Below are 14,504 nucleotides of genomic sequence, written 5' to 3' on the forward strand. Positions count from 1 at the left end.
CTACACGGGTAGCATGCTTTTTTTATCATTTTAAGCTTGCTTCGCCTGAATTTCCCGGCGCAGCCGTTCCGCAAGCTCCTGCACTTGCATCGGGCCCAAATCGCCTTCGCCCCGTTTGCGGACGGCAACGGTGCCGGAGCTTTGCTCATTCTCGCCGAGGACCAGCATATACGGCACTTTCTCAAGCTGGGCTTCGCGGATTTTGTAGCCGAGTTTCTCGCTGCGCAGGTCGGCTTCCACTCGGATGCCCGCTTCGGCAAGCGCCTTTTTGACTTCCATGGCGTACGAATTATAGACGTCCGACACAGGCAAAAGCTTGACCTGCACCGGCGACAGCCAGAGCGGGAACGCCCCGCTGTAATGCTCCGTCAAAATCCCGATGAACCGGTCGATCGAGCCATAAATGGCGCGGTGAATGACGACCGGACGGTGCTTTTGATTGTCTTCGCCGATGTAGGACAGGTCAAATTTTTCCGGCATTTGAAAATCGAGCTGAATCGTCCCGCACTGCCAGCTTCGTTTGAGCGCGTCCAAAATGTGAAAATCGATTTTCGGCCCGTAGAAGGCCCCATCCCCTTCATTGAGGCTGTAGGCGATTCCCCGGCGTTCCAGCACGCTGCGCAGCGCCGTTTCCGCCTGCTCCCACAGCTCGGCGGAGCCCATCGAATCCTCGGGCCGTGTGGACAGCTCGATCTTGTACTGGAAGCCGAACACCTTGTACATCTCGCCGATCAGGTCGATGGCACTGCCAATTTCTTCTTCAATCTGGTCGGGGCGGACAAACAGATGCGCGTCGTCCTGGCAGAAGGTGCGCACGCGCATCATCCCGTTCAGGGCGCCGGAAAATTCGTGCCGGTGCACCTGGCCGAATTCGCAAAGCCGGATCGGCAGCTCCCGGTAAGAATGAAGCTCGTTTTTATAAATAAGCATGTGGCCCGGGCAGTTCATCGGCTTAAGCGCGAACTTCGTCTCGTCCACCTCGGTAAAATACATGTTCTCCCGGTAATGGTCCCAATGTCCCGATTCCTCCCACAGCCGCTGGTTCATCATGAACGGCGTGCGGACCTCGTCGTAATCGTTCGCCGCTTGCTGCTCGCGGGAGAAGTTCTCAAGCACCGTGCGGATCGTCATCCCTTTTGGCAAAAAGAACGGCATCCCCGGCGCTTCCTCGAGAACATGAACAGCCCGAGCTCTTTGCCAAGCTTGCGGTGGTCGCGCTTCTTGGCTTCTTCCAACAGATGCAGGTGCTCGTCAAGCTCCGCCTTCTTCGGAAAAGCCGTACCGTAGATGCGCTGCAGCATCTTGTTATTGGAATCACCCCGCCAGTAGGCGCCGGCGACGCTCAGCAGCTTGAACGCTTTGATGCGGCCCGTGGACGGCAAATGAGGCCCGCGGCACAGATCAACAAACTCGTCCTGCTCGTACAGGGAAAGGACTGCCTCGTCCGGCAAATCGCGGATAAGCTCCAGCTTGAGCGGATCTTCCAAAGCTTCGAACGTTTGCACGGCCTCGTCCCGGCTGACGACGCGGCGGATAATCGGCACATTTTCCCGGACGATTCGCTCCATTTCTTGTTCAATCGAGGAGAGATCGTCGACGGATAGCGGCTTTTCGATATCGATGTCGTAATAAAATCCGTCTTCGATGACAGGACCGATTCCCAGCTTCACCGCTTTTTGTCCGTATAGGCGTTTAATGGCCTGGGCCAACAGATGCGCCGTGCTGTGACGGTATACCTCCAAGCCTTCTTTGCTGTCGAGCGTCACAATTTCAACCGAAGCGTCCGCTTCGATCGGTCGGTTCAAATCGACGACCTTTCCGTCGATTTTGCCTGCTACGGCTTGTTTTTTCAAGCTGGGACTGATGGATTCGGCCACCTGCTCGATTGTGGTTCCTTTTTCGTACTCCCGGAACGAGCCGTCCGGCAGCTTCACTTGAATCTTCATGATTTTCGTCCTCCGTTTCCGGTCAAATGGGATGTGAACGCAAAAAAACGCATCTCGCCCAAGGGACGAGTGCGTTCAGCTCGTGGTTCCACCCTAATTCGACCGGCTGCCCTTCGCGTCATGGCTGCTGCCAAAACGAAAGGAATCACGCCGGACCTCATGGCCATCCGGTAACGGGGATGAGACGGTGCGCTTATTTTCGCGATCGCCGGTAAGGATCGTAAGTTCAGCGTCACAGCTGCAAAGGGGTAATTCTATGCCGGTCGCTGGAGGAGCTTACAGCCGGGACTCCTCTCTCTGTGCAGCCCTTGCAGAGAATCTTGTCTTTGGTCATTGCCTGATGTTTCAATATTCTAACTTCTTCCCGAGCGTAAAGTCAAGAGGGAATAGCTAATTGATCGCGGCGATATGGAAATCGTTTGCTGCGTACCTTCTTGAACTTGTCCTTCCGATCGGATACGATAAAGCCAAACGGAGTACGACTGACAGCTGCAGATATACGCGTATAGAGGACGAAGAGAGGAATAATGGCTATGATTATCGGCATCGGTACCGATGTGCTCGAAATTGCGCGGATGCGCAAGATTCTGGAGCAGCCGTCCGGCAAGCGTTTCCTGGAACGGGTATTGTCGCCCGCAGAGCGGGAACTGGCGGCTGTAAGAGGCGGGAGGCTGGCCGAGTTCGCGGCCGGGCGTTTCGCTGCCAAGGAGGCGGTCGTAAAGGCGCTCGGCTGCGGAATCGGAAAAGAAGTAGGATTTCAGGACATGGAAGTGCTGCCGGACGGGAAGGGCAAGCCGGTATGCCGGTTGTCGGAGGCGGCTTGGGAACGGTTAGCCGCCTGGATGCCGGCCTTCCAGTCCGTAACGGCAGACACGCTTCGCATTCATCTGAGCATTACGCATAGCGAAACGCTGGCGATGGCCTATGCCGTGGCGGAGCGAACCGAAACGAACCAATAGCTGATGACGTAACTGACAACTTACACAGGAGCGGACTGCTTTCCTTATCTGTGCATTTGGAGTGGCAGGGACAGGAAGCGACTTATTTTTTGCTTGCCAGCCATTCGGCCAGCGCCGCCGTTTCCTCCGGCTTCAGCTTTCCTTGAAAGCCAGGCATGCCGCCTCCGCCTTGTTCGATCTGCTTCACGATCTGTTCTTTGGTCATCCGTCCGCCAACCTGCTGCAGGTTGGTTTTCGGTCCCATGCGGCCTTCCAGATTGCTTGCATGACAGGAGAGACAGTTCTGCTTGTAGACCGTCTGCACCTGCTCGGAAGCGCCGGCCATCGCCTGTTCCGCCGTGAGGCCGCTTTCCTTCTTGCCGCCGCCGAACGGGTCGGGGCTATTCGCCGTGCATGCCGTTACCGTCGCCAAAACCGTCAAAGCCGCTACAGTGGCTGTCCATTGCTTCCATCGTTTCATTCTGCACTCATCTCCTTGTCTCGCATACGAATCATCGCGCCGAGCGTAACCATACTGAGGCCGCCGAAGCCCCCGATCAATACAGGCGCATAGCCGAGATACATCCATACTACCGTAATCGTCAGCGCAAGCATCCACGCCCCGAACGCCCCGAGCACCCAGCCCAACCGCGGAAAGAGGGCAAGATAGGCGACTGTAAGCGCAAGCCCCTTCAGCACCGGCCAATAGAACGGATCGATTCCTATAGGACCGCTCGTGAGCAGCCAAACGACCGCGACGGCTGCCGCTGCAACGAGAAGCGCGCCCAGGAACCCGCTCTGCGCCGGGCGTTCGGAAGACGTGCGCCGCTGGCGGAGAAAGACCGCCGCCGTAAATAGGAGCGCAACCAAGAACAGGACAGGCTGCAGCAGCTCCCAATCCCGCCATTGCCCGACAAACGTCACGATGGCCGAAGCCATCCAAGCCATTCCCCAAATGTATAAATAAGCCGAATAAGGGGCCGCCGCCCTCCAAGCCTGCGTCTCGGCAGACAGCTTGTCCGTCCGGATTCCGCCGATGGGGCTTCCTGCCGCATTCGCTTGTTTCATCGATATCGCCTCGCTTTGCCGAACGTTGCAAAACCGCCGGTTTTCCGAACCTTCGGCGGCATTTACAGGTAGCGTACACCTTTCGGGGGGCGAAAGTCAAACCTGGCGCCGACTTGGCGGACACCGTGCGTCCATAGCGTTCCGCGGGTATTATTTTGCCGGTGTGAACCGGTGTTTTTTGGCATATTCGCGGGGGGAGAAGCCGGTCACTTTTTTGAAAATGCGGCTGAAATAAAACTCGTCCGCGTATCCGACGCTGCCGGCAATCGATTTCAACCGGTAATCCGACAGCACCAGCAGTTCCTTGGCCCGGTCTACGCGCAAATGCGTAAGGTAATCAATCGGGCTGTAGCCGATGTATTTTTTGAACAGGCGGGAGTAGTGGCTCACGCTGAGCCCGGCCATTTGCGCCAGCCCTTCGAGCGTAAGGGGCTCCCGGTAATGCCCGACCATGTAATCCTGCGTCAGCTCGATCGCCGCCGTCGTATCGCCGGCGATTTTCTGCGCGCGGAAATCGGTGACCAATGTCAGAAAAAACTCCTGCAGCACGATTTTGCGCCGCATCGCGGTCATGTGTCCCCGGCGCTTCCACAGCATATGGAGCTGTTCCATCAAATAAATGAGCTGCGGCGTATTGGTGACCGTGTACATCCCCTCCAACGGGAACCGCGCTTCGGCGGCACTGCGGGAAATCCACTGTTCCTTCTCCTCGTAAACTTCCGTATAATGAAAACGTAGAAAATAGTATTCGAGCGGCTGCTCGGGATCGGTCGTGCGTTCGACAATCATGCCGGGGGCAAAGCAGAACAGCTTGCCGGGCTCGGCAGGATAATGCGTGCCGCCTATCGTAAAGGTGCCCTTGCCCTTGATGACCAGCCATACGGAGTGGTACTTGATCGTCCGCGGCTTCTGGCGCCAGTCGGGCTCGCATTTCTGATGACCGACGAGCAGAATCGAGATGACCAGCTTGTTCAGGTGCGAGGCCAGCTCTCCGGGAGTCAGCATCGGCGTCCGTCCTTTCCTTCTTAAGCTTCGCTTCAACCTTGGTAAACGTCGTATTTGTCCTTGCAAAAAAAGCCGTACAGCCGTTTATTCGGGGGTATTGATTCCCATTATATCCCGAAAACGTGTGCAAAGAGAAGGAGATCTTATGTCCAGTTCAGAGCAAAAGCAGTATTTCTCCACCGAGCTGTTATCCTGGTACCGGCGGCACAAGCGCGATCTGCCTTGGCGGCGCAGCCGGAATCCGTATCATATTTGGGTATCCGAAATCATGCTGCAGCAGACCCGGGTCGACACCGTCATTCCTTATTTTAACCGGTTTATGGATAAATTTCCTACCGTTGAAGCGCTGGCCGAGGCGCCTGAGGACGAAGTGCTGAAGGCTTGGGAGGGGCTGGGCTATTATTCGCGCGCCCGCAATCTGCAAAGCGCCGTCCGCGAGGTGCGGGAGCGTTACGGCGGAGTAGTGCCGGACACGAAGGAGGAGGTGTCCTCGCTGAAGGGCGTCGGCCCTTACACGACCGGGGCGATTCTGAGCATCGCCTACAACAAGCCCGAGCCTGCGGTAGACGGCAACGTAATGCGCGTGCTGTCGAGATATTTTTTGATCGAAGACGATATCATGAAGGGGAGCACCCGCGTCAGCATGGAGAAGCTCGCGCAGGAGCTGATTCCGGAAGGGGCGGCCGGCGATTTCAACCAAGCATTGATGGAACTCGGCGCGCTCGTCTGTACGCCCAAGTCGCCGAGCTGCCTGACCTGTCCGGTCATGGCGCATTGCGCGGGACGGGCGGCCGGCATGGAGGAATCGCTGCCGGTGAAGACCAAGGCGAAGCCGCCGCGGCCGGAGCGGCGTTACGCCGTAGTGATCGAAGGCGCGGCGGAGCACGCCGGCCGGGTACTGATCCGCCAGCGGCCGGCCGAAGGGCTGCTGGCGCGCCTGTGGGAACTGCCGCATGCGGCGATTCCCACAGCGCCCGCAGCCGCGGAGGCGCGCGGCGAAGGCGGAGACCCCGCCGCGGCCCATGCCGCGCTGGCGGCGCATCTGGCCGGGGACGGCCTCGGGCTCGGTCCGGTCGGCTGGCTCTTGCAGGCGGAGCATACGTTCAGCCACATCCGCTGGGAGATGGACGTGTACTCTGGCCGCCTGGAGGAATCTTCCGCGCTGCTGCTGCCCGTGCCGCTGCCGTCGAATTATCGCTGGGTAAACCGCGAGGAGATGGAGCAGTACGCGTTCCCAAACGTCTTTTTGCGCATCCTGAACGCGTATTTTGGCCGGTAATAACAAAAAGCACTCCCTTGAGATGTTCAGGAGAGTGCCTAGTCTGCTGTTATTTATAGGGATTGTAGATAAACATCGCTTCGTTGCCCATCATCAGGTGATACATGAAATAGAACAGCGGCGAGCAAAGGATCACAAAAAAGAGAATTGCCACTAGCAGAAGACCGCTATTCCGCTGCTTCGGTTCATTTGTTTTCAGGTTTGCCATACGCTCATAACCCCTTTTCACATTTTTTTGTTCCACGATGTCCTTATAGCTGAATTATAGGAAACACGGCCAGATACGTAAGTGATGTAAATCACGCTTTTCTTTTCCAAATGTGAAAGATAAATGGCAATGTAAAAAATGACATAGACAGCCTGGACACAATGAAAAACGCCAACCTGGAAACGAAGGTCTTCCCTTCATCCCGGGCTGGCGTTTCTTGCGATGATCTAGTAAATCTGTTTTTTCATCGCTTGGATGTCTTTGATCAGAATATGCTTTTTGTCGATCGCGATGTGCTCGTCTTCCTGCAGCTCCTGAAGCACCTTCGTCACCGATTCGCGCACCGTACCGACCATGTTGGCCAATTGCTGATGCGTCAGCTTCATATCGATAAACATGCCGCCGGCTTTCGGCTGGCCGTATTCTTCCGCCAACCGGCAAATCGTTTTGATCGTGCGGGTCCGGACGTCGAGGAACGTAAGGTCGTATATTTTCTCGTTCGCTTTGCGCAGCCGTTCCATGGTCACTTCCATCAGCTTCAGGCACAGCCTGGGGCTTCGCTCCATAAACTGCTGAAAATCCGAACGCATCAGCGTATACAGTGAGCAGGCCTCCAGCGTTTCCGCCGTCGCCGAGCGCTTGAGCCCTTTTTGAACCAACGACATCTCCCCGAAAAAGTCGCCTTCCCGGAACAACGAAAGAATAATTTCCTTGGAATTGTCGATTCGGTAAATTTTGACGACACCGGAATGAATCAAATAAAATTCCTCACCGACGTCTCCTTCGAAAAACAAAATGGTTCCTTTTTTGAATTTCCGTTCCACGAACAGAGGAACGATCGTCTCCAACTCGGCCACCGACAAATCTTGGAACAGCGGCACATCATGCAGGAGAGTGATCAGTTTGCTCATGAGTCTCACTCTTTCCCGATCAAATATGTTGCGTTTTTCGGTCACGGTTTCCGTTTTCTCCAAAATTCGCCTATTTGTCTATCATACTACGTTCCGGCTTCGGGGGAAAGGGGCCTTCGATATACCTATCGGGCAGTCTTAGAGGACGTGGTTCGGGCGATACATGCCGAGGATAGAAAAAGGACTGCATGGAGGAGAACCTCCGCAGTCCTTTGCGGGCAAAGCCAATTATTTCACAGCCGCTTCGTAACGTTTGCCGACTTCGTTCCAGTTGACAACGTTCCAGAATGCTGCAATGTAGTCAGGGCGTTTGTTTTGATATTTCAAGTAGTACGCATGCTCCCATACGTCCAGACCGAGGAGCGGCGTTTCGCCTTCCATGATCGGGCTATCTTGGTTCGGCAGGCTGTACACTTTCAATTTGCCGTCTTTGGTCACAGCGAGGAAAGCCCAGCCGGAGCCGAAACGGGTCGTTGCCGCTTTAGCGAAATCTTCTTTGAACTTGTCGAAGCCGCCCAGTTCGCTGTTGATCGCGTCAGCCAGCTTGCCGCTCGGAGCGCCGCCGCCGTTCGGGCCGATCGTTTCCCAGAACAAGGAGTGGTTCGCATGGCCGCCGCCGTTGTTGCGGACTGCGGTACGGATGCTCTCCGGTACGCTGTTCAGATCGGCGATCAGGTCTTCCACGCTTTTGGATTGAAGATCGGCATGGCCTTCAAGCGCAGCGTTCAGGTTCGTAACGTATGTGTTGTGGTGACGATCGTGGTGGATCATCATGGTCATTTCGTCGATGTGAGGCTCAAGCGCATTGTTCGCATAAGGAAGTGCCGGTAATTGGTGTGCCATCTTCTATCTACCTCCTGAGGATATGAGATTTCCAAGATTTATTATCGCCTATTTTCTATATAAAATCAACACTTATGTTTATTAAGTATTCGTGGCCGGGGCATCCTCCCCACGGAACCGTTCTCCGCCGCGGTGTTCGATCTCATGGATGATCTGCCCGAGCATGGCGGTGCCTTGAGCGTTCAGCCAAGGGGACAGGTCGCTCATGACCCGTTGATGGTAATGAAGCTCCTCCGACGTCCATTTCGTCATCTGCACATCGTTCAGTTCGTCAATCCGGCGCATAATACCGGACTTCGTCGCCTCGTTTGTCATCGTCTTCCTCCTCCAATGCAATCCGAACGATTGCCGCATGATATTGCATCCGTCTGTGCAAAGCCAAAGATTACCGGATTATCGTTTCACGCCGTTCGGACTTTTATGCAAAAAAAAGAGGAGGCAGTTTTGCCTCCCGAGATTGTTGAGAAAGTGGTCATTAAGGTATTAGAGGTGTACGAGGGGGGTATCCACTTCCGACCGCTCTTGTCATCGGGAAATTTGATTGAAACCGCTTGACTAGCGGATATTTCCCGAAGACAAAGGCGGCCGCTATCGCTTCTCCAGTGGATACCCCACCTCCGTATGTTTTTCTATTTTTATAATGACCATTTTCTCAACAGCCTAAGAGGAGGCAGTTCCGCCTCCCGAGCTTAACCCCCACTGCTGGAGCTGGAGCTCCCGATCCCGCCGTGCCCGCCGGAGCTTCCTGAAGAGATGCCGCTGGACGAACTGAATGAGCTTGACGAGCCGGAGCTTCCTTTCGAGCTGCTGCTTGTCGAAGACCCGGACGAACCGGTAGATGCCGACGAGCCGGATACGGATTTGCCTGGCGTACCCGCAGAAGAGGCGGATGAGTCGCCGCTAGTCGTTCCCGAGCTGCTGCCGCTCTTCACGCCAGTGCTTGAACCGGACGAAACGGAGTCCTTCGTGTTGAAGCTGCCTGTTCGTCCGCTGGTTGTAGGCGCAGGCGTATTCGCCGGTTCCGGCGTGCTCTTGGACGGGGCGGCTGGCGTATTGCCGTTTCCTTGCGGCTGGACGGCATTGCCGCCCGGCTTCGTGACGGTTGGCGGGGAAGCAACCACTCCGTTCGATCCTGTGACGGATCGGCGATAGTAAGTGTTGCCGCCGTAGAAATAGGCGCTGCTGCCCGAACGGTTGATGCGTCCGCTACCGTCGTCGCATTCATCGTCGTTGTTGTCGTCCCGGCAGTAGTCTGCTGCCGGAGCTGCTGCCGCACCAGCTGCCGCACCGGCTGCGGCTCCGATGCCGGCGGCAGCTCCGGCGCCGGCCGCAGCACCCGGGCTGGTCGCGGCAGGGGGCGGATTGATCCCGCCTTGAGGCGGGGGCGTCTGCAGCGGGGCTTTCGCAGGCGGAGGCGAGGAGCACCCGGCGCTTGCAGCCAAGGCAGCCGCTACAAACAGGCTGATCAGCTTCTTATTTCCCGCTGCCGATGAAGCGTTCGGATTAGAGGGCTCATGCTTGTTCATCTTGATTCGCTCCCATTCTAAGGAAATTACCAATTAATACGAAACGGTTACATCTAATGTTTCGGCAAAATTCGCAATCTTTCGTTGCCGAAACTATTTTTTTCGTCATATACTAGAGTGGTAAGTTTTAGTAGAGTTGTCAACAGGGAGATTGCTAGGGGGAGCAAATGCGGATGAAGAAGCGATGGCTTCACGTAACGTTAGCGACGGCAATAATGCTGTCGCCTTTTTTGGCTTGGAGTTCGGGAAAAGTACAGGCAGCGGAGGGAAATTTGGATGCACGGTCCTCGTTTCCGCCATTTTCGATGCCGTCGTCCCTTGTAACTCAGCCGGCAAACGTAGATTCCGGAAAAGTGTGGGTGAAATACAAGGAGCAAGCCCGGAGCGAGGGCTCTGCCGGACTGCTTGCGGCCGGGGATTCGGATTCGTTCGTCGAAATGCCGCTGGCGCCGGGAGAGAACGTGCTTTCCGCTGTCGAACGCTATAAACAAGACCCTGCCGTGGCGGCAGCCGAGCCCGAATATTTGCTGCAATACGCCGATCCGGCGGTGACGGAGGTGCCCGATCAGGTTGCAGGCGGGGGCGGTTCGCCGACCGTGACCTCCACCATCTATCAACCGAATGACCCTTATTATGCGAACGGGAGCCAGTGGGGTCTCAGCGTAACCGAGATGACCTATGCCTGGGAGCGCGTGCAGGACAGGTTTTCGATCCGTATCGCGATCGTCGATTCGGGAGTGAATCCGAATCATTCGGATCTCGCCGGGAGCTTGGAAGCGGGATATAATGCGCTTGATGAAGGCCAGCCTCCTGTCGACGATTCGGGACACGGTACGATGGTCGCCGGGATCGCCGCAGCCGTAACCAATAACGGCATCGGCATAGCCGGAGCGGCCGGCGGCGCACGGATCGTTCCGGTGAAAGTAGGGAAGAAAGACGCTAACAATAAAGATTACATTCCGAGCAGCGCCGTAGCCCAAGGCATCCGATGGGCGGCAGACAACAAGGTAGACGTGATCAACATCAGCCTGGGGATGCCGCAAAACAGCCAAATGCTGAAAGAAGCCGTCGATTACGCCCTGGCCCGGAATGTGGTTATTGTCGCAGCGGCCGGCAACGAGAGCAACCATTGGCTTTTCGGCGAGCCTGTGGATTTTCCGACCCGTGAGGACAACTCCTACAGGAGGTTTGCCTGGACCGTCTATCCGGCGCGCTACGAGGGTGTCGTTTCCGTTGGCTCGGTTAGTCGCTTAGCGAACAATGCGTTGACGATTTCCGATTTTTCCAACATTGGAAAAATAACAACGGTTGCGCAGGGAACCGGCGTTTACTCGACGGCGCTGTCCGGGGGCTATGCCAGCGGTGCCGGGACCTCTTATTCGTCCCCGATGGTTGCGGGACTGGCCGCCTTGCTTAAAGCACAAAATAAAAATTTGAGCTCGCAGGACGTGCACCATATCTTGCTTGACAGCAGCCAAAAGCTGGGTGTACCACCGATCGCGGGATATTATTTGGGGACATATTACTCTCCGAAGTATCAAGATTATTACGGCGGAGGGCTAATGAACGGCAAACGGGCTTTTACAATGCCGCGTCTCCGTATGACGGCAGTGCCGGAGCCGGACGGGCGGCAAGCCAACGTGACGGTAAAGGCATTGGATGATAAAGGGACCCTGCTTCGGAACCTGTCCTCCGAAATTACGGTGATGGTGAATCACGAGGATCGTTACAAACAGAACAAAACCGTTTCTTTGGTCAACGGGGAATGGAGCGGCCCGGTCGAGCTTTCCGTGACCGACGACGTTTACGATATTACGATCCAGGCCAACGATGCGCCCGGTAGTGGCAATGAATTCATCGAATCCGGCGCTGCAAGGTTTTCCAAGCTTCCGGATCGGCCGAAAGCTTCGATCGGTTCGGGAACTTACACCGGTCCCCAAACCGTAACGTTATCTACGGCGACACCCGGAGCCGCAATCTATATAACGTATGATGGATTGAATTCCATCGAATTGGAGGGGCCTTTAACCATCAGCTCCAATACAACGTTTTATGCCGCTGCGATGAAAAACGGCGTCTGGAGCGAGACCGCCGAGTACGCTTATATCATCCAGCCGGCTCCTGCCGGCGGCGGAGGTGGAGGGGGCAGCTCGGGCTGCTGCGCCGGAGGAGGCGGCGGTGGCGGCTGGAGCGGTGCCCCTGCAGCTTCCGGCGATGGCAAAAGCGAATCCGGCTCCGTTCTGAGCGTGAAGCCGGACAAAGCGAAACTGCTGGAACAGCTTGCCGCTGCCAAAGGAGCCCCGGTTACGATCGACGCCGGCGCCCGATCCGACAGTGCCGTGAAGCAAATCATCGTGGAACTGCCGGGCGAGGTATGGCTTAAAGCGGCAGAAGCCGGGTCGGCCTTCGTCGTTCGTTCCGATCAAGCGTCGCTGACCATTCCGCCGGACGCTTTTGCCGTAGAGAGCGCAGCGACTCCGGTTAAGCTAACCGTTACCATGTCGCAGGAGGCTCCCGGCAAACCGGCCTATGCCGGACTCGCTTCTCCCGTATTCGATTTCACGCTTCAGGCGGGCGATCGGACGATCGAAGCGTTCAACAAGAATGTGACGGTGCTGCTGCGGTATGACTCAGCCAAGATCGGCGATGCCGCCAAGACGGGAATTTATGTTTACAACGCTCAAGCCGGACGCTGGGAATATGTCGGCGGCAAGGCGGAGAACGGGGCGATTCAAGTCCGGTTGAGCCACTTCTCGTCCTATGCCGTCATGGAATGGAACCGGACGTTTGACGATATTGCAGCTCACTGGGCAAAGACGACCATCGAACGGATGGCGGCCAAGCAGATCGCCGACGGCATGACGGAGACGGCCTTCGCACCGGAGGCGACCATGACGCGGGCTCAGTTCGCCGCACTGCTCGCACGGACGCTCAAGCTGCCGCCAGGCGCCAAGGAGCTGCCGTTCAAGGACGTGCCCCACGATGCGTGGTATCGCGATGCGTTGGCCCAAGCGCTGGCCGCCAAGCTCGTGAGCGGGGTCAGCGACACGGCATTCGCTCCGGAAGCGCCGGTCACCCGCGAGCAAATGGCTCTCATGCTGATGAACGCGTACGGTTATGTCCGAGGGGCCGAGACCCAATTGCCGCCGAACGCACCGGCATTCACGGACCGTGAGGCCGTCAGCGACTGGGCCAAGGATTCGGTAGGACGGGCCGCCGGGCTGGGCTTGCTGGAAGGCAACCCGGACGGCTCCTTCGAGCCGAATAGACAAGCGACGCGGGCCCAGGCCGTGACGGTTCTGCACCGGCTCTTGGATCAGATGGAGAAATAACGCTCCTGCGAGCAGCTCGCAGGAAAAGCTCCCCGAAGGCAGCGGATGCCGGAAGGGAGCTTTTTCGCCGTTGACCGGAGATTGCACGATTTGCAAAGAACAGACAATAAACGACCCGAACTTTTTGCAAACGCTTAAAATTAAACGCTTTCAAGAGGAAATGAAAAAAATATGAAGATTTTTTATCGTTTTTTTGAAAATTAGCAGGAATATTGCGTTATTTGTCGTATTTTATTATCTACCATATGAGTGGCGGGGAGAGTTTAACATGCTTGTAAGTTCGTATCTGGTTCGTACGTTTAAATTGTCCGATTACGTTTCAGTCACGGAGCTTTTCAGGAATGTGCTTTCAGAGGAATGTTACGAGGAGACGATGTCGGCTTTCGCCAGACAGTTGTCCTGGGATAGCGAGCTCGTCCTTGTCGCGGAAGACGAAGGTGCGATCGTCGGGGTCATCGTCGGAACGATCGATAAACAGGACGGCTACTACTATCGCATTGCCGTAGGGCAGGATCATCAGCGCAGAGGAATCGGCCAGACCTTGATCGAGTCCCTTCGCCAGCGTTTCGTAGGACGCAAAGTGCGCCGCATTATGGTTACCATCGATGCGCACAACGAAGTGGTCATTCCCGTATACGAGAAAGCCGGCTATCAGGCGGAAGATTTTTCCCGGTTTCCGCAGCGGCTCAGCATTGTGAACGGCTGATATCGAGCCGAATCAAGCTTAACGAATCACACAAGCATACCCGGAGCCCTCGGTTTCCCGGCTATGCTTTTTTTGTTTATTCGAAGATTACGGCTCTTGAAAGCGGTGCAACATAAGTTTATGCTAGTAGCAAGAGTAAGAAGTACGACAGTCAGTTGAAAACCGCAGGCAGAAGGGTTTGGACCACATGAAGACGTTTACCCCGCATGTCATCAAAAGCTTTAAACACGACGGGCACTTGCATCGCATGTGGCTTGAAAATTGGTTGGTGCCGGAACGTCTGCTGCATGAATCCCATCGGGCGGAGTCCATGCTGGTGCTGATTAACAGCCAGACGAAAATCGTCGAGGCCGACGGCAAAGAATGGGTCAGCCGCATTCCCGGAGTGTCTTTTTTTATCCCGGGGCAGTGGTTTAACGTAGTCGCGCTGATCGAGGAAACCGGCGTCCGGTACTATTGCAACGTCGCTTCCCCGCCTTATGTGAACGGACGTGTCATTACCTATATCGATTACGATCTGGACGTGATTCGCATGCCGGCGGGCGATGTGCATGTCGTCGATCGGGAAGAATATGAGCGGCACAAGCTCGCCTATCATTATTCCACCGTTGTGGAGAGCAAGGTCGAGCAGGGCCTGCAGCATTTGCTGGGGCGCGTGAAAAGCGCTAAAGCGCCGTTTCGGGACGAGCTGGTCCTATCCTATTATGAGCAGTGGAAAGAACGCGGAGCGGAGGGTTAGGAT

The 14,504-nt window shown here is 56.0% G+C and carries 13 protein-coding genes and 1 pseudogene; 5 read left to right on the plus strand and 9 right to left on the minus strand.

Annotation, left to right across the window (positions count from 1 at the left end; translation table 11 throughout):
• Nucleotides 1–30: 30 nt before the first annotated feature.
• A pseudogene (gene thrS / locus NI000_RS28965) lies at nucleotides 31–1,946 on the minus strand (threonine--tRNA ligase).
• Between the two features lie 533 nt (nucleotides 1,947–2,479).
• Between thrS and acpS the strand changes: the two are divergent.
• Nucleotides 2,480–2,905, plus strand: coding sequence for a holo-ACP synthase (gene acpS / locus NI000_RS28970; RefSeq protein WP_253414866.1), 426 nt, complete (start codon nucleotides 2,480–2,482; stop codon nucleotides 2,903–2,905).
• Between the two features lie 82 nt (nucleotides 2,906–2,987).
• On the opposite strand, the gene NI000_RS28975 is transcribed toward acpS, so the two are convergent.
• From NI000_RS28975 to NI000_RS28985, 3 genes are all read right to left on the minus strand, one after another.
• Nucleotides 2,988–3,365, minus strand: a complete 378-nt coding sequence (locus NI000_RS28975) for a c-type cytochrome (RefSeq protein WP_253414827.1) — start codon at nucleotides 3,363–3,365, stop codon at nucleotides 2,988–2,990.
• Nucleotides 3,362–3,952: a hypothetical protein gene (locus tag NI000_RS28980; protein ID WP_253414828.1), complete on the minus strand. Its 591-nt coding sequence runs from the start codon at nucleotides 3,950–3,952 to the stop codon at nucleotides 3,362–3,364. The genes NI000_RS28975 and NI000_RS28980 overlap by 4 nt, the downstream gene beginning before the upstream one ends.
• Before the next feature lie 150 nt (nucleotides 3,953–4,102).
• Entirely contained in the window at nucleotides 4,103–4,957 is an 855-nt protein-coding gene (locus tag NI000_RS28985) for a helix-turn-helix domain-containing protein (RefSeq protein ID WP_253414829.1), read from the minus strand.
• 145 nt (nucleotides 4,958–5,102) lie between these two features.
• Between NI000_RS28985 and mutY the strand changes: the two genes are divergently transcribed.
• Nucleotides 5,103–6,236, plus strand: coding sequence for an A/G-specific adenine glycosylase (mutY, locus tag NI000_RS28990; protein WP_253414830.1), 1,134 nt, complete (start codon nucleotides 5,103–5,105; stop codon nucleotides 6,234–6,236).
• Nucleotides 6,237–6,285: 49 nt separating this feature from the next.
• Here mutY and NI000_RS28995 read toward each other — a convergent pair whose 3' ends face one another.
• From NI000_RS28995 to NI000_RS29015, 5 genes are all read right to left on the minus strand, one after another.
• A complete protein-coding gene (locus NI000_RS28995) occupies nucleotides 6,286–6,444 on the minus strand; it encodes a hypothetical protein (protein WP_162238485.1) in 159 nt (52 codons plus the stop codon).
• 227 nt (nucleotides 6,445–6,671) lie between these two features.
• On the minus strand, nucleotides 6,672–7,355 hold the full coding sequence (locus NI000_RS29000; protein ID WP_054973825.1) for a Crp/Fnr family transcriptional regulator: 684 nt from the start codon (nucleotides 7,353–7,355) through the stop codon (nucleotides 6,672–6,674).
• A gap of 228 nt (nucleotides 7,356–7,583) precedes the next feature.
• Nucleotides 7,584–8,198 carry a superoxide dismutase gene (locus NI000_RS29005; RefSeq protein WP_253414831.1) on the minus strand — a complete coding sequence of 205 codons (615 nt, stop codon included), beginning with the start codon at nucleotides 8,196–8,198 and terminating at the stop codon, nucleotides 7,584–7,586.
• An 81-nt stretch (nucleotides 8,199–8,279) separates the two neighbouring features.
• Nucleotides 8,280–8,513: a hypothetical protein gene (locus NI000_RS29010; protein ID WP_253414832.1), complete on the minus strand. Its 234-nt coding sequence runs from the start codon at nucleotides 8,511–8,513 to the stop codon at nucleotides 8,280–8,282.
• Nucleotides 8,514–8,887: 374 nt separating this feature from the next.
• Nucleotides 8,888–9,724, minus strand: coding sequence for a hypothetical protein (locus NI000_RS29015; protein WP_253414834.1), 837 nt, complete (start codon nucleotides 9,722–9,724; stop codon nucleotides 8,888–8,890).
• A 173-nt stretch (nucleotides 9,725–9,897) separates the two neighbouring features.
• Here NI000_RS29015 and NI000_RS29020 point away from each other — a divergent pair, with 173 nt between their 5' ends.
• From NI000_RS29020 to NI000_RS29030, 3 genes are all read left to right on the plus strand, one after another.
• Nucleotides 9,898–13,056: a S8 family serine peptidase gene (locus tag NI000_RS29020; RefSeq protein ID WP_253414835.1), complete on the plus strand. Its 3,159-nt coding sequence runs from the start codon at nucleotides 9,898–9,900 to the stop codon at nucleotides 13,054–13,056.
• Nucleotides 13,057–13,324: 268 nt separating this feature from the next.
• Complete coding sequence (locus NI000_RS29025; RefSeq protein WP_253414837.1) at nucleotides 13,325–13,762, plus strand: GNAT family N-acetyltransferase; 438 nt, start codon at nucleotides 13,325–13,327, stop codon at nucleotides 13,760–13,762.
• A gap of 187 nt (nucleotides 13,763–13,949) precedes the next feature.
• The gene (locus tag NI000_RS29030; protein WP_253414838.1) at nucleotides 13,950–14,501 is read left to right on the plus strand and encodes a DUF402 domain-containing protein; all 552 of its coding nucleotides are present in this window, start codon (nucleotides 13,950–13,952) and stop codon (nucleotides 14,499–14,501) included.
• The last annotated feature ends 3 nt before the right edge of the window (nucleotides 14,502–14,504 follow it).

It is taken from the genome of Paenibacillus tyrphae (genome assembly GCF_024158745.1).
Classification (GTDB): Bacteria; Bacillota; Bacilli; order Paenibacillales; family NBRC-103111; genus Paenibacillus_G; species Paenibacillus_G tyrfis_A.